The sequence below is a fragment of the Anoxybacillus ayderensis genome (assembly GCF_013761015.1).
Classification (GTDB): Bacteria; Bacillota; Bacilli; order Bacillales; family Anoxybacillaceae; genus Anoxybacillus; species Anoxybacillus ayderensis.
The window spans coordinates 18,514-43,751 of the sequence record NZ_JACDUV010000010.1; the positions used below are offsets into that span (position 1 = coordinate 18,514).

The window sequence follows — 25,238 nt, forward strand, 5'->3', positions numbered from 1 at the left end:
TGTCACCCTCTATTTTTCTGCATGCATCTTTTCTTCTAGTTTACAATATTGTTTATACAAATCTTTTAATGCTGCGCATAACGCTTGATTTGCTTTTCCTAAATACCCTTCATGTAATTGAGCAAGCGGCTCGTCAATCCCATCTTTTAATGAATGTCCTTTTAACAACCGCGCTACATAATCACGGCCGTGTTCTGTTGCTAACGTACAAGAAGCATCCACGATGACACCGTACTTTTTATCTACTTCTGCTGTAATCGTCAACGTATCAAACACGCTTTTTGCCGCCATTCCTGAAGGCAATCGTGCATGACCGGCAATGAATTGCGTATTCATTTTTTTCACTCCCATCATCGTTTTACTTCTTTCATTATAACGGAAGCTTGTTTTGCATTTACGAACAACCTTTCGACAAAATTCTTTAAATTTTCATAATTCCACCTGTACTTGCGGACGTGACGAGCTTCGAGTAGCGAGCTAAATAACCTGTTTTTACTTTTGATTCAAACCCTTTCCAATTCATTTTTCGTTTTTCCCATTCTTCTTCTGGAACATGTACATCAATTGTTCGTTTCACAATATCAATGACAATGTGATCCCCATTTTCCACAAATGCAATCGGGCCTCCTTCAGCTGCTTCCGGTGATACGTGCCCAATCGATAGCCCACGGGAAGCACCGGAGAAACGACCGTCCGTAATGAGCGCTACTTTCGTCCCTAATCCCATCCCGACAATTTGTGATGTCGGTGCCAACATTTCTGGCATACCTGGTCCACCTTTTGGTCCTTCGTAACGAATAATGACGACATGCCCCGGCTGTACTTTCCCTGCCGCGATCCCTTCAAGCGCTTCTTCTTGAGAGTCAAATACGATCGCTGGTCCTTCGTGGCGTGTAATTCCCCCTTGAATGCCACCTGTTTTAATAATTGCACCATCTGGAGCTAAATTGCCGAACAATACAGCCAGTCCGCCTGTTTCTGAATACGGATTGTCAATCGGACGAATGACTTCATAGTTTTTCACTTCACACCCTGCAATGTTTTCACCAAGCGTTTTTCCCGACACCGTCAATGCATCTAAATGAAGCGTACCTTCTTTTTTCGACAATTCATGTAATACAGCAGACACCCCACCTGCTTCATGTAAGTCTTCAATATGCATATCTGATGCTGGAGCGAGTTTTGCTAAATGTGGTACGCGGGCCGCAACTTCATTAATGCGCTCAAGCGGATAATGAATGCCTGCTTCATTCGCGATCGCTAACGTATGTAGCACCGTATTTGTTGAACCACCGAGAGCCATGTCAAGTGCAAACGCGTTATCAATTGCTTTTTCGGTCACGATATCACGCGGTTTAATATCGTGCTCGATTAAATACATTAACTGTTGAGCCGAACGGCGCACAAATTCTTTTCGTGCCGGATCAATGGCTAAAATCGTACCGTTACCCGGAAGAGCTAAGCCAAGCGCTTCAGCTAAACAGTTCATCGAATTGGCTGTAAACATCCCTGAGCAAGAACCACATGTCGGACAGCCGTACTGTTCAAGTTCTTGTAACCCTTTTTCGTCAATTTTCCCTGCTTGATATGCTCCCACTCCTTCAAATACAGAAGAGAGTGAAATTTTTTTCCCATCGCTTGTCACACCCGCTTTCATCGGCCCTCCGCTTACAAAAATGGTTGGAATGTTTAAGCGCATCGCAGCCATCATCATACCAGGTGTAATTTTATCGCAGTTTGGAATGCATACCATCCCATCAAACCAATGCGCAGAAATGACGGTTTCAACAGAATCGGCAATGATTTCACGGCTCGGCAACGAATAGCGCATGCCGATATGTCCCATCGCGATACCGTCATCCACTCCGATCGTATTCATTTCAAACGGTACGCCACCTGCTTCGCGAATCGCTTCTTTCACAATTTTCCCAAACTCTTGTAAATGAACATGTCCTGGAATAATATCAATATACGAGTTGACCACCGCAATAAACGGTTTATTAAAATCTTCTTCCTTTACCCCTGCCGCGCGCAATAAACTACGATGTGGCGCGCGGTCAAATCCTTTTTTAATCATATCGCTACGCAAATCAAATCCCTCCATCTTCTCTAAACTTGTTAAACATTGTAACATTTTTTTAAATAAAAAGACAATTGCAAAAAATAAAAATCTCTTTTTCTACAAAAGTGTAGAAAAAGAGATCATAGAAACATTAATGTTCACAACTATCTTTTTCTTTATGCTTTTTTCGCTTTTGCTCATGAATGAGTTGAATTAAGTCGCTAACATCCTCTAATTTAAACTGAAGCAACATTTGGTTTTTTAACACGGTACGTAACGTTCGCTCAACAGATCGGTTGACTTTCAATAAATCATGAAGCGTCTGTGCTTTCGTTCCACTTGCACTCGTTGTGAGGGTGCCTAACACGGCTTGCAACTTTTCTGCCTCAGCATTCATAATATGCGCCAAACTTAATTCCTCTAATGCGATCGATGCAAGCAATAGCGACAGCACATCTTCTTCATCTAAATCAATGTCTGGCTTAATGTTAGGGACATTTGGGAATGACAAATGAATCATCTCCTTTTTCTTATGATACATCAATATATGTGTGATGAAAGGAGATGATTCATCCGTTTACTTGTCACGGAGAAAGCGACTGATTTCCTTCGCTGCTTCCCGACCTTCATGAATAGCCCAGACGACAAGACTTTGCCCACGTCTTGCATCACCTGCGACAAATACCCCTTCGACATTTGTCTTGTATCGTGACGCTTTTCCTTTTTTGTTTTCTGTTTCTACTCCAAATTGTTGTAAAAGCGATGGCTCTGGTCCTTCAAAACCGATGGCGATTAACACGATGTCACATGGCCATACTTTCTCTGTACCTGGAATTTCTTTAAATACAATACGCCCATGTTCATCTACTATTTTTTCCATTTGAATCGTATGCAGTTCTTTTACGTTCCCTCTATCATCACCGACAATTTTTTTCGTTTGAATGCAATATTGACGTGGATCCGTACCAAACTTCGCTTCCGCTTCTTCATACGCATAATCAACGGTAAAAATAAGGGGATATTGTGGCCACGGATTATCACTTGCACGATCAGTCGGCAATGCGGGGTGTTTGCCGAACTGGACAACGCTTTTACATTGTTGGCGAAGCGCTGTTGCTACGCAGTCAGCTCCTGTATCACCACCACCGATGACGATGACGTGTTTATTTTTTGCATCAATAAACGTTTCTTCTTTTTCGCCGGTCAACAACCATTTTGTTGTTCGGGTTAAGTAATCCATTGCAAAATGAACGCCATCTAATTCGCGTCCTTCTATAACAAGATCGCGCTGTTTTTGCGCTCCAACACAAAGAACAACCGCATCATATTGTTTCTGTAACTCATCGACGGTAATATACTTTCCAACTTCTGTATTCGTGATAAACGTAATTCCTTCTTCGCTAAGTAGGCGCACACGCCGTTCGACGACATCTTTTCCAAGTTTCATATTCGGAATGCCGTATGTTAATAATCCCCCTATGCGATCGGCACGCTCGTATACAGTGACAAAATGACCTGCTTGATTTAATTCGTCTGCACATGCTAAACCCGCTGGCCCTGAGCCGATCACAGCGACTTTTTTTCCCGTTCGCTTGTTCGGAATGCGCGGTTGAACCCAACCTTCTGCGAATGCTTTGTCGATGATTGCTCGCTCAATTCCTTTAATGGCCACCGCCGGATCGGAAATCGCTACAGTGCACGATCCTTCACACGGTGCTGGGCAGACACGTCCCGTAAACTCTGGAAAGTTATTCGTTTTTGCTAACCGTTCAAACGCTTCTTTCCAACGTCCACGATATACAAGATCGTTCCATTCCGGAACGAGATTATGAATCGGGCATCCTGACGTTAAGCCATTTAGTTCCATTCCCATATGACAAAAAGGAGTACCGCAATCCATACATCGCGCTCCTTGACGTGCTAACGTTTCATTTGAAAACGGAAACGTATATTCGTTCCAATCATGTAAACGAGAAAGCGGATCACGCTTTTTTTCTTCCTCCCGTACATATTCCATAAACCCTGTTGCTTTCCCCATCGTTCTCCCCCTTTCTTTTTTTTACAGAAGCGATCGCTTACTTTGCGACCGCTTCGATAACTTTTTCAGCGACGACACCTTTTTTGCTTGCAACCGTTTCAAACGCTTGAAATACCGCTTCGTCATGCGACAATCCGCGTTGCTTTAGCGCCTCGATCGTTTCAATCATAAGCTTATAATTTTTCGGAATGACTTTGACGATGTCTTTCACAACTCGTTCCCAATTTGCAAGCGCATACGCCGCTTTCGGGCTTTCTGTATATTCGTAATGTTTCATAATCATATGTTGCACGTCTCGTATTTCGTTTTCGTCGACTAATGACTCAAATAAAACAAGTTCACGGTTCGCGCGTTTTTTCCACGCATCGTCATCAGCAAGTACGTATGCTATGCCACCGGACATTCCAGCGGCGAAATTTTTTCCAACAGAACCGAGGATAACGACACGTCCGCCTGTCATATACTCACAGCCATGATCACCAACACCTTCAACAACGGCAACAACTCCGCTATTGCGAACGCAAAAACGTTCCCCAGCTCGCCCGCGAATGTACGCTTCACCGCTTGTTGCGCCGTAAAACGCGACGTTTCCAATAATAACTTGGTCGCTACATGCAAACTCCGCTTCATGTGGCGGACGAACGATTACTTTTCCACCTGACAACCCTTTTCCAACATAATCGTTCGCATCTCCGATGAGTGTCATCGTCATTCCTTTTGGTACAAACGCCGCAAAACTTTGTCCGGCTGAACCGTGAACATGTAGTCGGATCGTATCTTCTGGAAGACCTTCTTCTCCGTATCGTTTTGATATTTCGCTACCTACCATTGCACCGACCGTACGATGAACGTTGCGAATCGGGACATGTAGCTGTATCGGTTTTTTATCTTCTAGCGCTTTCTTTACCGCTGGCAAAATCATCGTATGATCAAGCGTTTCATCGAGACGATGGTTTTGCGGTTTAGAAAACGTTCTCGGTCCGTCCACTTGATACAGCAAGCGCGATAAATCAAGATGTTTCGCTTTCCAATGTCGCTTCGCCCGCTCGCTTATTTTTAATACATCTACCCGTCCAACCATTTCTTCGATCGTGCGGAAACCAAGTTGAGCCATCATCTCACGCACTTCTTGGGCAATAAAATACATGAAATTGACGATATGCTCTGGTTTCCCTGTAAATTTTGCTCGCAACTCCGGATTTTGTGTCGCTACACCAACAGGGCACGTATCTAAATGACAAACGCGCATCATGACACACCCTAAAACGACAAGCGGAGCGGTCGCAAAACCAAACTCTTCAGCACCAAGCAATGCGACCATCACGACATCACGACCAGTCATTAATTTTCCGTCTGTTTCTAATACAACACGATCTCGTAATCCGTTTAACATAAGCGTTTGATGCGTTTCGGCTAAACCGAGCTCCCACGGAAGCCCTGCATGTTTAATGCTCGTTTTTGGCGAAGCGCCCGTACCACCGTCATATCCGCTAATGACGATTACATCGGCACCACCTTTAGCCACTCCTGCTGCGATTGTACCAACGCCAGATTTTGCAACGAGTTTCACACTAATACGCGCATGACGATTCGCATTTTTTAAGTCATAAATGAGTTGAGCTAAATCTTCAATGGAATAAATGTCATGATGCGGTGGCGGTGAAATAAGTTCCACACCTGGCGTGGATCCACGCACTTTTCCAATCCACGGATATACTTTATTGGCAGGAAGTTGTCCTCCTTCTCCCGGTTTTGCACCTTGCGCCATTTTAATTTGTAACTCATCGGCATGGACTAAATAATGACTTTTTACACCGAACCGTCCCGATGCAACTTGCTTAATTGCACTGCGACGAAAATCACCATTTTCATCTCGTACATAGCGCCGCGGATCTTCTCCACCCTCTCCGCTATTGCTTTTTCCACCGATGCGATTCATCGCAATCGCAAGCGTTTCATGAGCTTCTTCGCTCAATGAACCATATGACATAGCCCCTGTTTTAAATCGGCGTACAATCGCTTCCACAGGTTCTACTTCTTCAATAGGAATCGGTGTACGCGTTTCGTCAAACGTAAATAAATGACGCAAAAATGTCATTTGCTCTTCGTTTGCCATTTTCGAGTATTGTTTAAACAGTTCGTAGTCATTTTTTCGACATGCCCATTGTAACGTGTGAATCATTTTCGGATTAAACGCATGATGTTCACCGTTTTTACGCCATTGCAATTCACTTCCAGAATCTAATGTTTGATCATAAGATGTGTGGAACGCTTGCATATGACGCATTTTTGCTTCTTGAGCAATTTCATCCAAACCGATTCCGCCAATTTGTGATGCTGTTCCTGTAAAATATTGCTCAATCACATCCGCACCAATACCGACCGCTTCAAAAATTTGCGCCCCACGATAGCTTTGCACTGTTGAAATACCCATTTTTGACATCACTTTCACAACGCCATCCGTCGCTGCTTTTTTATAGGTTTCTACTGCCTTTTCGTATGTGGAATGAAGCACTCCTTTTTCGATCGCTTCGCGAATAGTCGCAAACGCTAAATACGGATGAATAGCATCTGCCCCATAACCGATTAACGCAGCAAGGTGATGTACTTCGCGCGCTTCTCCGCTTTCGACAATTAAGCTTACTTTTGTACGCGTCCCTTTTCGAACAAGATGTTGATGCACCGCGCTGACCGCAAGAAGGACAGGAATGGCTACACGTTGTTCGTCCATTGATCGATCAGATAAAATGAGTAACGTCACACCGGAAGCGATGGCTTCATCTGCCGCTTCACATAATTCGTCTAACGCCTCTTTTAAGTTGTCTGTAAAAATCGTTGACAACGTGACGCTAGCGAATTCGCGATACGGACTCATTCGAATTGCCCTTAATTGTTTGTTCGTGATAATCGGACTATCTAGACGAATGCGGCGAGCAGCTGATGCATCTGGATTTAACAAATCCCCTTCTTTTCCAAGCAACGTCACTGTTGATGTAACGGTATATTCACGAATGGCATCGATCGGCGGATTTGTTACTTGCGCAAATAGTTGTTTAAAATAATTGAACAAACTTTGTGGCCGATCGGACAAAACCGCTAACGGCGTATCATTTCCCATCGCCCCTGTCGGATCTTTTCCTTCTGTCGCCATCGGAATGATCGTCTTTTCGACATCTTCATACGTATACCCGAACGCTTTTTGTTTCGTAACGAGATCATTAAATGATTGTTCATCATCGTCCGTTGTTAATTCGTCAATTGAAACGATTTGTTCGTCCACCCATTGACGATACGGACGTTCATTGGCAATTTGCGTTTTTATTTCGTCATCAGAAATGATGCGCCCTTGTTCAAAATCAATAAAAAGCATTTTCCCAGGGCTTAATCGTTCTTTATACAAAACATTTTCCGGCGCTACATCAATAACTCCGACTTCCGATGAAAAAATAATATAGTCATCTTTCGTTACATAATAACGAGCCGGGCGAAGACCGTTCCGATCTAAAATCCCTCCAATTTGTTTTCCGTTTGTAAACACGATCGCTGTCGGACCATCCCACGGCTCCATTAAACAGCTGTAATATTCATAAAACGCTTTTTTATGATCGTCCATTTCTTCATCCCAATACCACGGTTCAGGAATGAGCATCATCGCCGTTTCAGCGAGCGATTTTCCTGCTAACACAAAAAATTCAAACGCATTATCAAGCATAGACGAATCGCTTCCGTTCGTATCTAAAATCGGAAGAACTTTTTGTAAATCTTCACCAAAAACATGGGACGTAAATTGCTTCTCTCGCGCCATCATCCAATGAATATTGCCACGCAACGTATTAATTTCTCCATTATGGATTAAATAACGGTTCGGATGCGCCCGCTCCCAGCTTGGGAACGTATTTGTGCTAAAGCGCGAGTGAACGAGTGCAAACGCTGAACGAAATCGCTCATCTTGTAAATCGATATAAAACGCATCTAATTGCTCCGGAGTGACTAGCCCTTTGTAAACGATTGTGCGACTTGATAAACTCGCAAAATAATATTCATTGTTTTTCACCGCTTTTTCTGCTCGTTTACGAATGACATATAACTTTCGCTCAAAATGTTGTTCGTCCGTTACTTCATCGCTCGCTGCAATAAAAAGCTGACGAATGAACGGACGACTTTGTTTTGCTAATGTTCCGAGTTTTTCGAAATCAACAGGCACATCTCGCCATCCGAGTAACGTTTGTCCTTCTTCATGAACGATATGAGAAATTTGATGCTCTAACATCATTCTTTTTTGCTCGCTATGCTCAAAAAAGAAAATCATCCCAACTCCGTAACGTCCTTTCGGAGGAAGCGAAAATGAACAAACGTCCCGAAAATAATCATCAGGAATTTGCACCATGATTCCAGCCCCGTCACCTGTTTGCGGGTCGCTTCCTTGACCGCCACGATGTTCTAATTGCCGTAGCATATGAAGGCCTTGCTTTACAATATGATGGGACGCTTCACCTTTTAAGTGAGCGTATAACCCGATCCCACATGCATCATGTTCAAACTGCGGACAGTACAATCCTTGCGCTTTTGGTAGTCCTCTCATGTGAATCCCCCATTCCGTCATCATGTATGTATAATTGTAGATTTCAATAATCATACAAACAATATATAATTTAGATAACATTCATCTCATTTCGAGAACAATGGAAAGGAGTAGTAAAGATGGAATTAAGACAACTCATTTATTTCACGGAAGTTGCGAAACGGGAACATGTATCAGAAGCTGCTGAAGCATTGCATGTTGCGCAATCCGCCGTCAGTCGCCAAATTGCCAATTTGGAGGATGAGCTTGGCGTGAAGTTATTTGAACGAGAAGGAAGGAATGTGAAATTAACACCGATCGGGCGTCACTTTTTACAACATATTGAATTAGCACTAAAAGCGATCGACTATGCGAAACAACAAATTGAGGAATATTTAGATCCAGAACGCGGAACGATTAAAATCGGTTTTCCAACAAGTCTCGCTAGCTATACGATGCCGATGGTCATTTCTACGTTTAAACAACAACATCCGCACATTTCCTTTCATTTGCGCCAAGGGTCGTACAAATTTTTAATCGAGGCGGTGAAAAAGCGAGAAATCGATTTAGCTTTTTTAGGTCCTGTTCCAACAGTGGAAAAAGGTATTCGAGGGGATATTTTATTTACAGAGTCGTTCGCAGCGCTCATTCCGAAAGATCATCCACTTAGTCAGAAACGAAGCATTGCACTAAGCGAATTGCGGCATGAGCCATTCGTCATGTTTCCAGAAGGATTTATTTTGCGAAAAATAGTAGAAGATGCTTGCAAACAAGCGGGCTTTTCTCCGATTATTTCATCGGAAGGAGAAGATTTAGATGCGATCAAAGGGCTCGTTTCAGCAAGTATCGGTGTTACTTTATTACCAGAGAGCACGTTTTATGAGACAACTCCACGCTATACAGTGAAAGTGCCAATCGAACTTCCGCTCGTTCGTCGCAACGTCGGAATTATTTTACCGAATCACGACCTGGCGCCATCCGTCAACGTATTTTATCAGTTTGTCAAACAATTTTTCGCCATGTTAGATCGATACCAGTAAGCCAGCTAATGTGCATAGCCGGCTTACTGTATAACTACACAGATAAATCGATGCCGACAACCCCAACGACAGAACCATCTTGAACAATTGGTGCTGAAATGGTCAAACATGGGCGTTTTGTCAACGCTGATGTATATACAGAAGAAACGTACACATTGCCTTTCGTCGCCTCAACAAACCATGGTCGAGCTTTGGCATTGACAAGACCAGCTGGAGGATTTGAGTAAATAAATGTTCCGTCGATTCGATTTGACCAAACTGCCTCGACATTTTCGTTTACGTGTAAAAATTCATTTAAATACACTTCATGTTCACTCGCATCCAAACGATCAAACGGATAAGATTGCACAAATGATGTAAGCTTTTCTTTCATTCGTTCAATGACACGCAAATCCATAGAGAACGTTCGTTCATGTTCATCTTTTTTCATCATGACTTGTAATTCATTTGATGTTTTTTCAATCGCTTCATTTACTTTCAACATTTGTTCGACATTTTTATGCTGTATATCCATATGTTTCGCTACTTCGTGCGCATAGTTTTTATTTTCTGATGCCATCGCTGAAATGTATGCAAGCAAAGCTGAAATTTCTTGTACACTCGCTGTCTGCCCTTCAACAGATTGTGCCGATTCGTGCGCCAATGCGGTCATATCATGCAACCGTTCTTTAAACCCAACCATAAGAGATAATACACGGTTCATTTCACTCGATCCGTTTTCGATTTGCTCATTTTCTACTTCTACCATTCTCATCGTCGAATGAATCCCCGATTGGATAGAAGATAAAATATTTCGCGTTTGTTCTACTGCAACAGATGTTTGATTCGCTAATTTTCCTACTTCATTCGCAACAACTGAAAATCCTCTACCGTGCTCTCCTGCGCGTGCTGATTCAATATTTGCATTCAGAGCTAAAATACCCGTTTTTTGTGAAATCGAAGCAATCGTTGACAAAATGTGACGAATTTCTTGTGACTGCTTGACTAACAACTCCATCTGACTAAGCAAAGCATAATGACTCGTTCGCAACTCATCCATGTCAAGTTGTAGTTTTTGTAGTGAATTCCATGCTACAATAAGCTCATTATAGGACGCTTCGCTGTACTCATGAATGCGACGGGAAACATCGGAAACTTTCAATGCTGACGACTCGATGACTTTCGTTTTTTCTTCCACTTGTAGTGTATAACTTACTGTTTTTTCTAAATGGTCAACAAGTTGGAACGTACTTTGTTGCGTTGCATTAGACGTATGATCAAGTGAACTAGCAGCTAGTTTCATTTGTTCAACAACTGCTTTTAATTGATCAACCGCCACTTCAATTTGACCTAGTATTTCACTCGGTTTCTCTTCTTTCGCTTCTTCCACTTTCAATCTCTTCTTTATCAAAAACATACACACGCCCCCTTATGTTATATTTAATAACATAAATATAACATAAGAAGTAAATAAAACAACTATTTTTTCTTAATATTTTGAAATATGTGTTACTTTTCTTCACAACATGCTTTTTCAGAAAACACCCACATGCGACTGCCGAACCAATTGATTGCTATTCCGCCCACTGTCGCTATCGTTTTGTTTAAAGCAATCGGAAACATTTCGCTGAAACGATGTAACATCATGATCGTGACGATGAGAGAACAAAGGTTTACGACAAGAAAGCGAACAAATTGTTTTTTCATTCCTCCTGCTGATCGAAATGTCCACGTTCGATTCCATATATAGCTATTGATCACACCTACGCTATAACCGAATATTTGCGCCCACATGTACGGCACATGAAGCGTTATGAGGGAGAAAAATACCAAAAAATCCACAAGTGTATTACTCATCCCAACAACAATAAAACGAAAGAATGTAACGATGTTATTCAATATCATGCAACACCTTCTGAAAAATTTATAAATGTATATTGGATTTTTATGTTAATATAAAAAGGTGAGAAATTTCAACTCATACAAAAATGTCCATCAATTTAACAAAAGGAGCTAACGAAATGGAGTATAAAATTGAAACCATCCCATTTGAATTAACACTGGTAGGAAAAGGATACCGTGTAAAAACAAACGAAGCATTTCAAACGATTCCTTCACTTTGGGCTCATGCCGAGAAGAATGGATTGATGCAACAACTTATTGATTTGTCGTGGGAACAGCCGAAGTGTACACTTGAAGGGCTGTTAGGCGTTTGTGGGAAAGATGCAACAATAACAGATGAGGAGTTTATTTACTTCATGGGGATACGCTATGACGGGGAAGTGTCGAACATGGAACGAATGACGATTTCGCATGATACATGGGCAGTTATTCCAAATATTGACGAAGCGTGGCAGCAATTATATTCACAATGGCTCCCTGCTTCTCAATATAAGCTCGCTAATTTTCCTTGCATCGAATGTTATTATCCGCCAACTCGCCATCCGGAAAATGAATTGTGGGTTCCTGTCATCATGAAGTCATAAAACAAACGCATGCCAAAAGAACCATAAACGGTGGGCTCCTTTGGCATATGGATTAAAAATAAACATGCGCTATACCAATGACACTAGCTACTGTCACCGGACTAAGCAAAGTAGATAAAAATACAGCTTGGGCTGCATATTCGGGATGATGATTGTATTCTAACGCATATAACGCTGTATTTCGCGAACAAGGATATGCACTCGCAATAAGCAACGCTTGGGCTGTAATTCCTTTTATATGTAAAATCAAAATGATGAAAAAAGCGATGAAAGGAGAGAGAATTAGCCGACTACCAATCGTTATAAACATGAGACGCGGAATACGTTTCATATTCATATAAGCAAGTTGAGCACCTAACGTCAACAAGGCAATCGCTAAAAAAGCATCAGCGACATGCTCAAGCGGCTGCCAAATAAACGATGGGACAGAAATATGAAAAAATCGGAAAATAACACCAAAAATAAGGGCGTAAATAATCGGATTTTTTAAAAATTCACGAGTCATTCTCCCTTTATTTTCACTTGCAGAAATAAACTGAAACAATCCATACGTGTTCGTTAAAAAGTTTTGAAAAATCGTTACGACAATTTGGATCGACAAACCTATCGGCTCTTGGCGAAAAATAAGTTGACTAACCGGGATACCAAAATTACCAGAATTGTTAAGCACGATTGTATTTTGAAACGTTGCCCCTAAACTTCGATCAAGCTTTAGCCATCTTGCCATCATCGCACTAAGCATAATAAGCGTCCCATTTTGTAGAACGAGAAAAAAGAGGATGTTCAACAATACATCACTTGTTATGTCGCTCTCATAAATGTTTACAAACCCAACTGCCGGAAGCAAAAAATATGTCGTTATTTTTGACAACGTATTCATATCAAAATGAAACAATCGATGCAAATACGCCCCTGCACCAATCAACAAAAACAGCGGCAAAATGACATCAATCACAATACGGATAAAAATGTCCAATGGAAGTCCCCCTTTTATGTATTACTTCCTTGCGCTCATCCATCCTTCGCGCACCTGAACGAAAACGGCTCTTGTTTCAGACGACAAGAGCCAAAATTGTTCGATTGCGCACTCTTTATCGATTTCGGTTGAAAATAATAAGCTTTAACTCTGTCATTTCTTCGATTGCGTATCGAATACCTTCGCGCCCAAATCCGCTTTCCTTTACCCCGCCATACGGCATATGGTCGACACGAAACGTTGGAATGTCATTAATAAGAACCCCGCCAACATGTAGTTTCTCTGCCGCTTCCCATGCGGTATGGACATTGTCTGTATATATACCTGCTTGCAACCCGTAGCGCGAATCGTTGACAAGCTCAATCGCTTCGTCGACGGATGAAACTTTATTAATCAACACAATCGGCGCAAACACTTCTTGACATGATACTTTCAATGTTGGTGATGCGTCTAAAATGACTGTCGGCAACAAAATATTTCCTTGTCTCTCCCCACCGATTGCAACGGTAGCACCTCCTTGTTTCGCTTCCTCGATCCATTGTAACGAACGCTCCACATCTTTTTCAGAAATAAGAGCCGAAACGTCTGTCTTCGGATCAAGCGGGTCACCAACTTTCAACTGCTTCACCGCTGCCACAAACTTTTCGACGAATTCTTTATACCGTTTCTCATGCACATAGATGCGCTGCAAGGAAATACACACTTGTCCTTGAAACGAAAAAGCACCGACGACGCACCGCGGAATGATTCGATCAACGTCCACTTGTTCATCAATAATAACGGCTGAGTTTGACCCTAATTCTAGCGTCACACGTTTTAAGCCGGCTTTGTTGCGAATAGCGATTCCTACTTCAGGACTTCCTGTAAATGTGATCATGCGAACACGCGGATCTGTCACAATTTGATCGCCAACTGTTTTTCCGCTCCCTGTCACGACATTAAGTGCCCCTTTGGGCAATCCTGCTCGATCAAACAACTCCGCGATAAAATACGCAGAAAGCGGCGTTTGGCTCGCAGGCTTCAATACAACCGTATTTCCAGATGCAATCGCAGGGCCTAGCTTATGCGCTACTAAATTCATCGGAAAATTAAACGGGGTAATCGCTCCAATCACTCCAATCGGTTCTCTGACCGTAAAAGCGACACGATGTTCCCCACCTGGCGCAGCATCAAGTGGAATCGTCTCCCCATGAATTCGCTTCGCCTCTTCCGCCGCAAATTTATACGTTTGAATCATGCGCGCTACTTCCGCTTTGGCGATTGTGATTGGCTTTGCGGCTTCTTTCGCAATGATCGTAGCCGCTTCGTCCGCACGCTGTTGCAATAACGTCACGACTCTCTCTAAAATGGCCGCTCGTTCATGTGCAGGCATCTTCGCCATCGTTCGCCGCGCTTTATCCGCAGCCGCAATCGCGTGCTGGACATGTTGTTTTGTCGCAATAGGAATGTGTGCCAATACTTCTCCATCATATGGCGCCAAAAGATGTGTGTACGACTCCGCTTCTACCCATTCTCCGTTAATGTAAAGCTTCTTTTTTTCTATCATTGTTCTCCCCCTTCCTCATCTCTCCCAATCAACGCGGCTGATAACAATGCCAAAATATAAACGCTATTTATTTCTATTCTTTTTTTACAATTTATAATCCTTCATGATTTAACTAAAGCAAAAAAGCCCACTTCATCAAGTAGGCTATAATCGTTCATTCATTTGAAACAACGCAATGGCGCGTTGGCGTTGCAATGAATGGTCTACTGTCGGTGCAGGGTAATCGACTTTTATGTTACTTTTCCATGGCTCATGAATATGTGCCGAAGGGAAAGAAGCAAGTTCTGGTACATACGTGCGAATATATGTGCCGTCTGGGTCAAACTTTTTCGATTGTTCAATCGGGTTAAAGACGCGAAAATACGGTACAGCATCTGTCCCGACAGAAGCAGCCCATTGCCATCCGCCGATATTTGATGCTTCATCGTAATCGATTAACATATGTTGAAAGTATTGTTCGCCCATGCGCCAATCGATCAAATAATCTTTTGTTAAAAACGAGGCAACAACCATGCGCAGACGGTTGTGCATCCATCCTTCCTTTTTCAACTGGCGCATCCCTGCATCAACGAGTGGAAAACCTGTTTTTCCTTCTTTCCAAACTTCAAAGCGTTCATCATCACGCGACCATGGAAGATGACGATACTTTTCAATAAACGCTTCCGTTTTTGTAAACGGAAAATGCGCATAAATCATATGATAAAAATCGCGCCAAGCTAGCTCTTTTATATACGTTTCTATTGCTTCATCATATCCATTTCCAAATTGTTGCGCAACCGCATGAAAAACGGTGCGAATAGAAATCGTCCCAGTTTTTAAATGTGGAGATAAACGACTTGTACCCGCAACGCCCGGAATATCTCGTTTCCGATGATAATACGGAAGTGCCGTATCGATAAACTGCTGTAAAACATGTAAAGCGTCTTGTTCGCTCGTATGCTCCCAACGTTTCGTACATGACGCAAGCCACATCGTAAACGCACGCTCGTCATCTTCCGAAAGCGGCGTGATATGTAACATATGAGCACGTAACAAATCGATGTCTATTGAAAGCGGAAAACGCTTCGGGCGTTTTCTCCATGCGCGGTAATATGGTGTATATACTTTATAAGGCGTTCCATCTGCTTTTAGTACTTCAAATGCCCCATGCATATGCGCATCATCATATGTATACACTTCCACTCCATGCTTTTGTAACAACGCCTGAACATAATCATCCCGCTCTTTTCCGCGCCCAACTTCGTCTTTATTTAAAAAAATCGCACACATATTTGTATGATAAATGAGGCGAGTAAATACTTGATCTGTGTCCCCATACAATACATGCATGTGAATGCCGTATTCACATAATGACTGGCGAAAGTGCTCAACTGTTTGAAAAAAGTATTCATGATGATACGTTCGCTCTTTGGCGAAATAAGGGTCAAAATGAAAGAAAAAAAGAAGCTTTCCTTCCCTTTCTTTCGCCCACTGAAGCGCGTGAACGAGCGCTGTATGATCGTGCAATCGAAAATCTCGGCGAAACCAAACAACTGCTGTATGCATACATCTCATCCTTTCAAATATTACGTGTTTTTATTGTACAATATTTGTTTAATAATTGTATAATAAAAAGAAAAAGAAGGTGAACATATTGTACGATGTCATTGTTGTTGGAACAGGATTCGGAGGGATGACCGCAAGTGCGCTGCTTGCGAAAAAAGGATATCGCACACTCACGCTCGAAGCTGCAAGCGAACTCGGTGGATGTGCAGGAAAGTTCGAACGACAGTCGTTTCGTTTTCAAGCAGGCGCTACACTTGGGATGGGATTTGAAGAAGGCGGCGTATTTTCACAACTATTTCATGAACTCGACATGTCTCCCCCTCCTGTTCATTTATTGGATACGATCATGGACGTACATTTTTCGGAACGAACGATTCGATATTACCAACAAAAAGAACGTTGGTTTGAAGAAATTGCCCGACAGTTTCCAAAAGATAGCGCAGCCATTGTTCGCTTTTTTGAAGAAATGTTTTCCCTGGCGGATGCGATGCTTTCTTTTGTATATAAACGACCGATCGTTCCTCCGAAAACGATTAAACATTTATTTCAAGCGATGCAAAAAGCAGACCGCAAACTAATAAGCGCCACACCATTTTTGTTTCAATCGATTGCGAAACGACTGCAACATTATGGCATCCGTGACGAAACGTTCATTGCTTTTTTAAACGGACAACTCGTTGATAGTGTGCAAACAACGATTGAGCGTTGTCCCGCTTTGCTTGGCGCCGTCGCCTTAAGCATATTTCATCGCGGAGCGTTTTACGTTGAGGGAGGGCTTTCAAACGTTGTTCATACGATCGCTGAACGTTATAAACAGCTTGGCGGAGAACTACGGATGCGTGAAAAAGTTGTGTCCATTCGCAAACAGCGTCATTGGCTTGTGACGACAAATCGAAAACAAACATATGAAGCGAAACATGTTGTATTTAACGGCTCTATCCATAGTATTTTCTCCATTTTAGACGATTCAATAAAACGCACATTTTCAATTCGTGAAGAAAAGGAAAAAAGGCGCCCAGCTTGGGGAGCATTTACCATTTATATTGGAGCGGACGACGACTTACAGACAGATAGCCTATACCACCAATTTATCGTCGATCGAACAAAACCGATGAGTGAAGGAAATCAATTTTTATTGTCCGCTTCTGCACCGTTCGATCGACAAATGGCGCCTGTAGGAAAACGTTCCATAACGATTTCGACCCATACCGAACCACTTCATTGGTGGAATCGTCATGCGTATGATGAACAGAAAAAGATACTGACAGAACAAATATTGCAACGTGTAAACAAAACATTCCCATTAACAAATATACATGTTCAATTAGTCGGCACACCTGTGACATTTTCTCGCTTTACTCATCGGGCGTTCGGAAAGGTAGGGGGATATATTCCAAACGGTGTCTTCAGTTTATTGTCTACGTATTCACCGCAAACGAATGTCGAAGGGTTATGGCTTTGCGGAGATACGGTGTTTCCTGGCGCAGGATCGCTCGGTTGCGCATTATCAGGATGGATTGTTGCGGATGGTATTTCAGCAAGCAAATAGCTCTATGCCCAACACATAGAGCTATTTCTTTTTTATTTCGATTGGCACAGATGTTTTTATTTTTATTGCCACTTTCGGATATGTTAACGCTTGAGTAACAACCGCATCCGGCGCTGGTTTTCGCTCTTTATAATAGACGATCGCTTTCCCTTTTTCGTATCGCACATCGATAACTTCAATCCCATATCCGCCTGTCTTTCTTTCACCGAGATGAATGACAACATACGTCACATCTTCTTGTTGAACGGTATACGTTTGAAATTGTTTATGCTGTTTTTCATACAACGCTCTCATCTGCTTTGGAAGCTGTTCTTCTGTAACAACTTCGTATGGTATTTGATCTCCTTCTTTATACGCATGTTGTTTCTCTGCTTTCGATACACCACAAGCAGAAAGAAGAAAACTCATAAACATAATCATCCATTTTTTCATCTTCATATTCCCCCTTTTTTTATATTATTGTATGCATAGAAAGCAATAAAAAAGAGCTCCGAGGTAAAACAGGAGCTCCGAACATGACTCATTTACACGAACAGTTTTCTTTTTTCTTCTTCATTCATAAAGTGATATTTTTTCTCGACATACACTTGGTGCCAAACCATGAAAGTGAGTACTGTCCATATTTTTCGGCTATGATCCGCTTTGTTTTGACGATGTTCCTCTAGCAAACGATACAATACGTCTTTATGAAATAGATGATCTGTTTCACTTTCTTTTATCGTACGTTTCGCCCAGTCATATATTTCATCTTTTAACCAGTGCCGAATAGGAACAGGAAAGCCTAGCTTTTTGCGATGTAAAACATGATCCGGAACAATCCCTTCTGCTGCTTTCCGCAAAATATACTTTGTCGTTTTATTTTTCACTTTCATTTCCGGAGCAATTTTTGCGGCGACTTCAAATACTTTTTTATCGAGGAAAGGAACGCGTAATTCTAAAGAATGTGCCATCGTCATTTTATCTGCCTTCAATAAAATATCGCCTCGCAACCATGTATGAATATCAATATATTGCATTCGGTTGATCGGAGGATATCCTTCTGTTTCATGGTAAAACGGCGCGGTAATGTTTGTGTATGCTATATGTTGATCGTATGCTTTCAGCAACTCCTTTTTTTCCTGTTCGCTATACATTTTCGCATTGCCGATATAACGTTTTTCAATTGGGGTAATTCCGCGTTCAATAAAACTTTTTCCCTTTACTCCTTCAGGCAATACTTTTGCAATCATAGCTAAAATATATCGCATAAAATTCGGCATTCGCTCAAATATTTGTAAAGATTTTGGTTCGTGATAAATGTTATATCCACCAAACAACTCATCCGCTCCTTCACCAGAAAGAACAACGGTTACATATTTCCTCGCTTCTCTTGCTACGAAATAAAGAGGGACAGCTGCCGGATCTGCTAATGGATCGTCCATATGCCATATAATTTTCGGCAATTCCTTCACATATTCGTTTGGAGAAATGACGTAACTAATATTTTCAACTCCTAACTTTTCTGCCGTTTCTTTTGCTACATCAATTTCGTTAAATCCTTCTCTCTCAAATCCGACTGAAAATGTTTTGATATGCGGATGAAATTGTTTCGCAATAGCTACAATGAGCGAAGAATCGATTCCTCCTGACAAAAATGAACCGACCGGGACATCGCTGCGCATATGAATACTTACCGAATCAAACAACACTTGTTGGATTTCTTTGACAAGTTCACTTTCCGATTGATTCGTCGGATGAAATGTAGCCTTCCAATAGCGCTGGATGTTTAATTTCTCTCCTAGTTTTTTCTTCATATAATGTCCAGGCTCTAGCTTGCGAATATGAGCGGACATCGTCAATGGCTCTGGAACATATTGAAAAGTTAAATAATGTTGCAAAGCTTCATGATTTAGTTCGTCGTGTTCAAGGGCATATAAAATACTTTTCTTTTCGGAAGCGACAAATAGATGATCTTCTTTTTCTACATAAAAAAACGGTTTAATCCCGAACGGGTCACGTGCTGCGAAAATTTCTTTTTCTTGTTTATCCCAAATAACAAATACAAACATGCCACGAAGTTTATTCACTACGTTTTCTTTTTCAATACTATATAAAGCAACGATCACTTCTGTATCAGAATGGGTAGAAAACGAACACCCTTTCTTGATTAATTCGTCACGCAACTCGACGTAGTTGTAAATTTCTCCGTTAAATATAATCCAATATCTTTCATTTTCATAACATAGCGGCTGATGTCCATTTTCAAGATCAATAATGCTTAACCGCCGAAACCCAAAACTGACGTATTCATCAAAAAAATAGCCATGATCATCAGGACCACGATGAGTGATCAGATCGTTCATATATCGGAACGTTTCTTTCCAGTTACTATTTATCTCTTTCGGAACATCAGAAATATAGCCAACAAAACCACACATCCTACAGTTGCCTCCATTTAGTCGTCATTTTACACATTGGAATGATTGAACTTGCTGTTTCGTTTTTGCTATTTTATTAAAACAAAAAATGTGGAGAAATGATGAACAAAAACTCTCATTCACACAAAAGACTATACCATAAATTTTGCCCGCTGTCTTGATAAGCTTTTCTCCATACATTTTGCACATTTCTTTTTTATGATGATGTTACGATACAAGTTTATGGAGGGAATGCGATGAAGAAATTATGGTTAGGAGCAGTAATGGTAGGAGTCATTACGATGAGTGCAGCTTGCTCTAATTCGATGCAAGGACACGATATGTCCAACATGCATACGAAAAAAGAAACGACTTCCAATAAAGAGAGTTTGCCTTTGGCAACTGCAACAGAAGTGATATCCGGAAAAGAAATTCATCTGACAGCGAAGGAAACGTTATTGCAACTCAACGATCAAGTCCAGCTCCCGGTATACACGTATAATGGATCAGTACCAGGAGCGCAAATTCGTGTAAAGCAAGGAGAGCGAGTAAAAATTGTTTTAAAAAATGAATTGCCTGAACCGACCGCTATTCATTGGCACGGCTATCCTGTCCCTAATGATCAAGATGGTGTGCCTGGGGTGACAATGGATGCCATTAAACCAGGAGAAACGTTTACGTACGAATTTACAGCCACTATACCCGGAACGTACTGGTACCATTCGCATCAAAAAAGTGCCGAGCAAGTGGACAAAGGATTATACGGTACATTGATCGTTGAACCAAAAGAAGGAGAACAAGTCGATCGAGATTACACGCTCGTATTAGATGAATGGATGAGCCAACAACAAGCATCAACGACTGAACAAGCCAATCATACAAATATGCATCACGGCAATAGCTCGATGATGCATGATATGAGTATGTACGATATTTTCACGATTAACGGAAAAAGCGGTCAAGCGATTGAACCACTGAAAGTGAAAAAAGGCGAAAAAGTGCGGCTTCGCCTCATCAACGCAGGGTACATGTCTCATAAACTCCATTTGCATGGACATTCGTTTAAAATTGTCGCAACAGACGGACAGCCATTAAACGATCCGCAACCAATCAAAGATGAACTGTTGAATATTGCTCCGGGTGAGCGTTATGATATTGAGTTTATCGCCGATAATCCAGGAGAATGGTTATTAGAATGCCATGGGGATATGAAAGGTACTGATGGCATGAAAGTAAACATTCAATACGAAGGCCAAACAAACAAGCCGGACAAAACAAATGCTAAAGAAACACTTCCTATTATCGATATCACAACGTACGGAAAATACAACGCAGGGCCATTTACGCTAGACCAAACGTACGATGTAGAGTACACAATGGATTTAGGAACGGCTATGGACAAAAATGGGATGGTGTTCACGATCAATGGAAAAACGTATCCTAACACAGCGCCAATCAACGTGAAAAAAGGCGATGTTGTCAAAGTAAAACTAGTGAACAGCTCACCAATGGACGTCCATCCGATGCATTTACACGGCCATTTCTTCCAAGTATTAAGCAAAAACGGGAAGCCAGTCACAGGCTCTCCATTGATCAAAGATTCGTTGAATATAAACCCTGGAGAAGAATATGTCGTCGCATTTCAAGCAGACAATCCGGGAAATTGGATGTTCCATTGCCATGACTTACATCACGCTTCAGCAGGAATGGTCACAGAATTAAAATACAAAGACTACAAATCAAGCTATACACCAGATCCGAACGATACAACGAATAAAGGGGAGTAAGAAAGAGGGTGTCCAACATTGTGTGGGCACCCTTTTCTTCCTTATTTCACATCATATCCTTGTTCTTCAATCGCTTCTTTCAGTTTTTCTACGCTTACTTTTGTTTCATCATAATCTACATCGACTGTACCTTCTTGCAAATGCACCTCTACACGGCTGACGCCATCTAACGTTTGTAGCGCATTTGTCACCGCCGCTTTGCAATGTCCGCATGTCATTCCTTGTACTTGTAATGTAATCGTCATCATCTATTCCTCCCTAGTTTATATTTTCACACGCTTCAAACGAAGCGCGTTTGTCACAACAGATACAGAACTAAATGCCATCGCTGCCCCAGCAATCCATGGTTGTAATAGCCCAGCGGCAGCGACTGGAATACCAACGCTATTATAAAATAATGCCCAAAACAAGTTTTGCCGAATGTTGCGCATCGTTTGTCGGCTCAGTTCAATCGCTTTTGGAATGTGCAACAAGTCGCCACCAACAAGCGTCACATCAGCTGTTTCGATCGCGACATCTGCGCCTGTGCCAATCGCCATTCCAATATCCGCTTTCGCCAGAGCTGGAGCGTCGTTAATGCCGTCGCCGACCATCGCGACTCGTTTTCCTTGCTTTTGCAAATCCTCCACGATGTTCGCTTTATCTTCTGGCAGCACTTCTGAGTATACGTGTTCAATGCCGACTTGTTTCGCGATTGCTCCGGCTGTCCGTTTATTGTCTCCCGTTACCATATACACGTCGATACCCATTTGTTTTAATGTCGCAATGGCTTGTTTCGACGTTTCCTTGATCGTATCGGCAACAGCAATCATCCCAGCAAGCTGTCCATCAATGGCAACGAGCATGACCGTTTTTCCTTCGCTTTCAAGCTTGATCATTTGTTCCTCATGTTCGGCAATATCGACCGCACGTTCGTTCATTAACTTGCGCGTACCGATGAGCACATGCTTTCCGTTCACCGTTGCTTCAATTCCATGTCCAACGAGCGCAGAAAAATGCGTCAACGGTTGCGCGACAATTCCGTTTGCTTTTCCATACGCCACAATCGCTTGCGCTAGCGGATGTTCCGAAGCGCTCTCGGCGGAAACGGCATAGTCAAGCATATGTTCTTGGAACGACAACACATCTGTCACTTCGGGTTTTCCTTTTGTCACTGTTCCTGTTTTATCAAGTAAGACCGCGTTGATTTTATGCGTTCCTTCTAGGTACTCACCCCCTTTAAAGAGAATTCCTTGTTCTGCACCTTTTCCTGTTCCAACCATAATCGATGTTGGCGTGGCAAGGCCAAGCGCACACGGACACGCAATGACGAGAACGGCAATGGCAACTTCGAGCGCTTTTGGTAGATCGTTTGGTGCAACAAAGAAGTACCATATAATGAATGCAACGACAGCAATCCCGACAACGATTGGGACGAAAATGCCGGAAATCGTATCCGCCATTCGCTGAATCGGTGCTTTCGATCCTTGCGCCTCTTCAACGATTTGAATGATATTAGCAAGTGCAGTATCTTTTCCAACTTTTTCTGCACGAATAGTTAGTACACCATTTGTATTAATCGTTGCCCCAATGACAAAGTCGCCTTCCTTTTTATCCACTGGAATTGATTCCCCCGTAATCATCGATTCGTCAACGGAAGAAGATCCAGCAATGACCGTACCGTCTACTGGAATTTTTTCTCCTGGTTTAACAACGATCGTATCGCCAATCACCACTTCTTCGAGCGGAACTTTTATTTCTTTCCCGTGTCGAATGACAGTCGCTTCTTTTTCCTGCAGGCTTAACAACTTAGAGATTGCTTCGGTTGTTCGCCCTTTCGCAAGCGCTTCAAAATATTTGCCGACAAGCACAAGCGTAATTAAAACGGCGCTCGTTTCAAAATATAATCGCGGTTCATGATTCGTGAGCGCCCGCAACGTTTCAACCAAGCTATAAAAATAGGCAGCCGATGTTCCAAGCGCCACGAGGACGTCCATGTTCGCGCTCTTGTTTCGTAACGCCCGGTACGCCCCGACATAGAAAGGACCACCGATGTAAAACTGAACGGGTGTCGCCAAAAGAAGCTGAAACCACGGATTCATCAAGAGATGCGGCATTGGCAAGCCGATATGAAACGGCATATGGGCAAGCATCGTATAAAGCAAAGGCAGTGATAAGATGATGGAAATAACGAGTTGCCGTTGCTTTTTTTTAAGCCGATCTTCTTTCCGACCAGCATCGTCTTGTTCCTCGGTGCGAATTTGCCCTTTGTACCCAAGCTTTTTAATTTTCTCTAAAATGGCTTCGACCGACGTTACGCCTTCTTTATATTCGACCACCGCACTGTTTGTCGCTAAATTCACCGTTGCGCTTGTCACGCCCTCCATCCGATGTAACCCTTTTTCAATCCGTGTCGCACATGCCGCGCATGTCATCCCTTCAATATCTAGCGTCACTTTTTCTGTCGCAACGCCATATCCTAACTTTTCAATTTTTGCTTCAATGTCTGCAATGGTATATTTATTCGGGTCGTATTGAACGGTCGCTTTTTCCATCGCTAAATTGACCGTTGCTTCTACACCGTCCATTTTATTCAACACTTTTTCAATGCGGGCAGAACAAGCAGCACATGTCATACCGGTCACTTTTAATGTCACCGTTCGCATCCATTTCCCCTCCCTTACTTTGAAAATTGCTTAATGACATCCATTAGCTCACGAATGGATTCTTCTCCGCTTCCTTCGCGGATCGCTTTCGACACACAATGGCTGACATGACGTTCTAACAAGTTCAATCCTACTTTATTTAACGCTGCCGTGATTGCAGAAATTTGCACTAAAATATCGATGCAATACCGATTGTCTTCGACCATCTTTTGCACCCCGCGCACTTGTCCTTCAATTCGTTTTAAGCGATTCACAATTTTTCCAATTTCTTCTTCCGTGCGCGGAACCATTTTTTTATCCATATTGTAATCTTCACAATGGCTCATCAAATATCACCCCTCTGATTACATTATACCGGTAATGGGTATATAAAGCAATGGAAGTGTTGACAACATTATTATCGTCAACGTTTTCCCATGGTCTATTCACTTTTGGTAGATTTTTTGTGAAACAAAAATTCCGTAAACAGAGACCTTTCTCAACGAATCGAACTGACGGACAAATAGACTCAACTCTTTGCGGTTCTAGGGCCGGAGCATCATCCGAATATTCTAGGCATCCATCCTCGCACCTAGATACACGCCCGAAGTATGCTCAAATGCCTCTCGTCCCTTTTATATCAACGGAT

At 42.2% G+C, this 25,238-nt stretch carries 19 protein-coding genes; 4 read left to right on the top strand and 15 right to left on the bottom strand.

Features of this window, described 5'->3' with window-relative positions; translation table 11 throughout:
- Positions 1–9: 9 nt before the first annotated feature.
- From HNR63_RS12780 to gltB, 5 genes are all read right to left on the bottom strand, one after another.
- Complete coding sequence (locus tag HNR63_RS12780; protein WP_003395822.1) at positions 10–336, bottom strand: DUF3870 domain-containing protein; 327 nt, start codon at positions 334–336, stop codon at positions 10–12.
- Positions 337–421: 85 nt separating this feature from the next.
- Positions 422–2,134: a dihydroxy-acid dehydratase gene (gene ilvD / locus HNR63_RS12785; RefSeq protein ID WP_181520922.1), complete on the bottom strand. Its 1,713-nt coding sequence runs from the start codon at positions 2,132–2,134 to the stop codon at positions 422–424.
- A 79-nt stretch (positions 2,135–2,213) separates the two neighbouring features.
- A complete protein-coding gene (locus HNR63_RS12790; protein WP_021095285.1) occupies positions 2,214–2,573 on the bottom strand; it encodes an alpha-helical endospore appendage domain-containing protein in 360 nt (119 codons plus the stop codon).
- Positions 2,574–2,639: 66 nt separating this feature from the next.
- Positions 2,640–4,100 carry a glutamate synthase subunit beta gene (locus HNR63_RS12795; protein ID WP_181520923.1) on the bottom strand — a complete coding sequence of 487 codons (1,461 nt, stop codon included), beginning with the start codon at positions 4,098–4,100 and terminating at the stop codon, positions 2,640–2,642.
- A gap of 37 nt (positions 4,101–4,137) precedes the next feature.
- Entirely contained in the window at positions 4,138–8,682 is a 4,545-nt protein-coding gene (gltB, locus tag HNR63_RS12800) for a glutamate synthase large subunit (RefSeq protein WP_220127522.1), read from the bottom strand.
- A gap of 119 nt (positions 8,683–8,801) precedes the next feature.
- Here gltB and gltC point away from each other — a divergent pair, with 119 nt between their 5' ends.
- Positions 8,802–9,701 carry a glutamate biosynthesis transcriptional regulator GltC gene (gene gltC, locus HNR63_RS12805; RefSeq protein ID WP_181520924.1) on the top strand — a complete coding sequence of 300 codons (900 nt, stop codon included), beginning with the start codon at positions 8,802–8,804 and terminating at the stop codon, positions 9,699–9,701.
- A gap of 34 nt (positions 9,702–9,735) precedes the next feature.
- Here the strand turns inward: gltC and HNR63_RS12810 are convergent, their stop codons facing one another.
- A complete protein-coding gene (locus HNR63_RS12810; protein WP_181520925.1) occupies positions 9,736–11,097 on the bottom strand; it encodes a methyl-accepting chemotaxis protein in 1,362 nt (453 codons plus the stop codon).
- A 92-nt stretch (positions 11,098–11,189) separates the two neighbouring features.
- A complete protein-coding gene (locus HNR63_RS12815; protein ID WP_181520926.1) occupies positions 11,190–11,585 on the bottom strand; it encodes a GtrA family protein in 396 nt (131 codons plus the stop codon).
- Between the two features lie 116 nt (positions 11,586–11,701).
- Here HNR63_RS12815 and HNR63_RS12820 point away from each other — a divergent pair, with 116 nt between their 5' ends.
- On the top strand, positions 11,702–12,166 hold the full coding sequence (locus HNR63_RS12820) for a GyrI-like domain-containing protein (RefSeq protein WP_181520927.1): 465 nt from the start codon (positions 11,702–11,704) through the stop codon (positions 12,164–12,166).
- A 52-nt stretch (positions 12,167–12,218) separates the two neighbouring features.
- On the opposite strand, the gene HNR63_RS12825 is transcribed toward HNR63_RS12820, so the two are convergent.
- From HNR63_RS12825 to HNR63_RS12835, 3 genes are all read right to left on the bottom strand, one after another.
- Positions 12,219–13,142: an AEC family transporter gene (locus tag HNR63_RS12825; RefSeq protein ID WP_181520928.1), complete on the bottom strand. Its 924-nt coding sequence runs from the start codon at positions 13,140–13,142 to the stop codon at positions 12,219–12,221.
- 115 nt (positions 13,143–13,257) lie between these two features.
- Positions 13,258–14,688, bottom strand: coding sequence for an aldehyde dehydrogenase family protein (locus tag HNR63_RS12830; RefSeq protein WP_181520929.1), 1,431 nt, complete (start codon positions 14,686–14,688; stop codon positions 13,258–13,260).
- Between the two features lie 144 nt (positions 14,689–14,832).
- A complete protein-coding gene (locus HNR63_RS12835) occupies positions 14,833–16,242 on the bottom strand; it encodes a cryptochrome/photolyase family protein (RefSeq protein ID WP_181520930.1) in 1,410 nt (469 codons plus the stop codon).
- A gap of 70 nt (positions 16,243–16,312) precedes the next feature.
- Between HNR63_RS12835 and HNR63_RS12840 the strand changes: the two genes are divergently transcribed.
- The gene (locus HNR63_RS12840) at positions 16,313–17,782 is read left to right on the top strand and encodes a phytoene desaturase family protein (protein WP_343047769.1); all 1,470 of its coding nucleotides are present in this window, start codon (positions 16,313–16,315) and stop codon (positions 17,780–17,782) included.
- 21 nt (positions 17,783–17,803) lie between these two features.
- On the opposite strand, the gene HNR63_RS12845 is transcribed toward HNR63_RS12840, so the two are convergent.
- Together HNR63_RS12845 and asnB are read right to left on the bottom strand one after the other, a co-directional pair.
- Positions 17,804–18,214 (bottom strand): protease complex subunit PrcB family protein, encoded by a 411-nt coding sequence (locus HNR63_RS12845; RefSeq protein ID WP_246316802.1) that lies wholly within the window; start codon positions 18,212–18,214, stop codon positions 17,804–17,806.
- Positions 18,215–18,306: 92 nt separating this feature from the next.
- Positions 18,307–20,199 carry an asparagine synthase (glutamine-hydrolyzing) gene (asnB, locus tag HNR63_RS12850; protein ID WP_181520933.1) on the bottom strand — a complete coding sequence of 631 codons (1,893 nt, stop codon included), beginning with the start codon at positions 20,197–20,199 and terminating at the stop codon, positions 18,307–18,309.
- 236 nt (positions 20,200–20,435) lie between these two features.
- Between asnB and HNR63_RS12855 the strand changes: the two genes are divergently transcribed.
- The gene (locus tag HNR63_RS12855; protein ID WP_181520934.1) at positions 20,436–21,965 is read left to right on the top strand and encodes a multicopper oxidase family protein; all 1,530 of its coding nucleotides are present in this window, start codon (positions 20,436–20,438) and stop codon (positions 21,963–21,965) included.
- A gap of 41 nt (positions 21,966–22,006) precedes the next feature.
- On the opposite strand, the gene copZ is transcribed toward HNR63_RS12855, so the two are convergent.
- Genes copZ through HNR63_RS12870 form a run of 3 tightly spaced genes read right to left on the bottom strand, consistent with a single transcriptional unit; the run spans position 22,007 to position 24,936 of the window.
- Positions 22,007–22,210, bottom strand: coding sequence for a copper chaperone CopZ (gene copZ / locus HNR63_RS12860; protein ID WP_035019187.1), 204 nt, complete (start codon positions 22,208–22,210; stop codon positions 22,007–22,009).
- A gap of 18 nt (positions 22,211–22,228) precedes the next feature.
- Entirely contained in the window at positions 22,229–24,610 is a 2,382-nt protein-coding gene (locus HNR63_RS12865) for a heavy metal translocating P-type ATPase (protein ID WP_181520935.1), read from the bottom strand.
- A gap of 14 nt (positions 24,611–24,624) precedes the next feature.
- The gene (locus HNR63_RS12870; RefSeq protein WP_181520936.1) at positions 24,625–24,936 is read right to left on the bottom strand and encodes a metal-sensing transcriptional repressor; all 312 of its coding nucleotides are present in this window, start codon (positions 24,934–24,936) and stop codon (positions 24,625–24,627) included.
- Positions 24,937–25,238 lie beyond the last annotated feature (302 nt).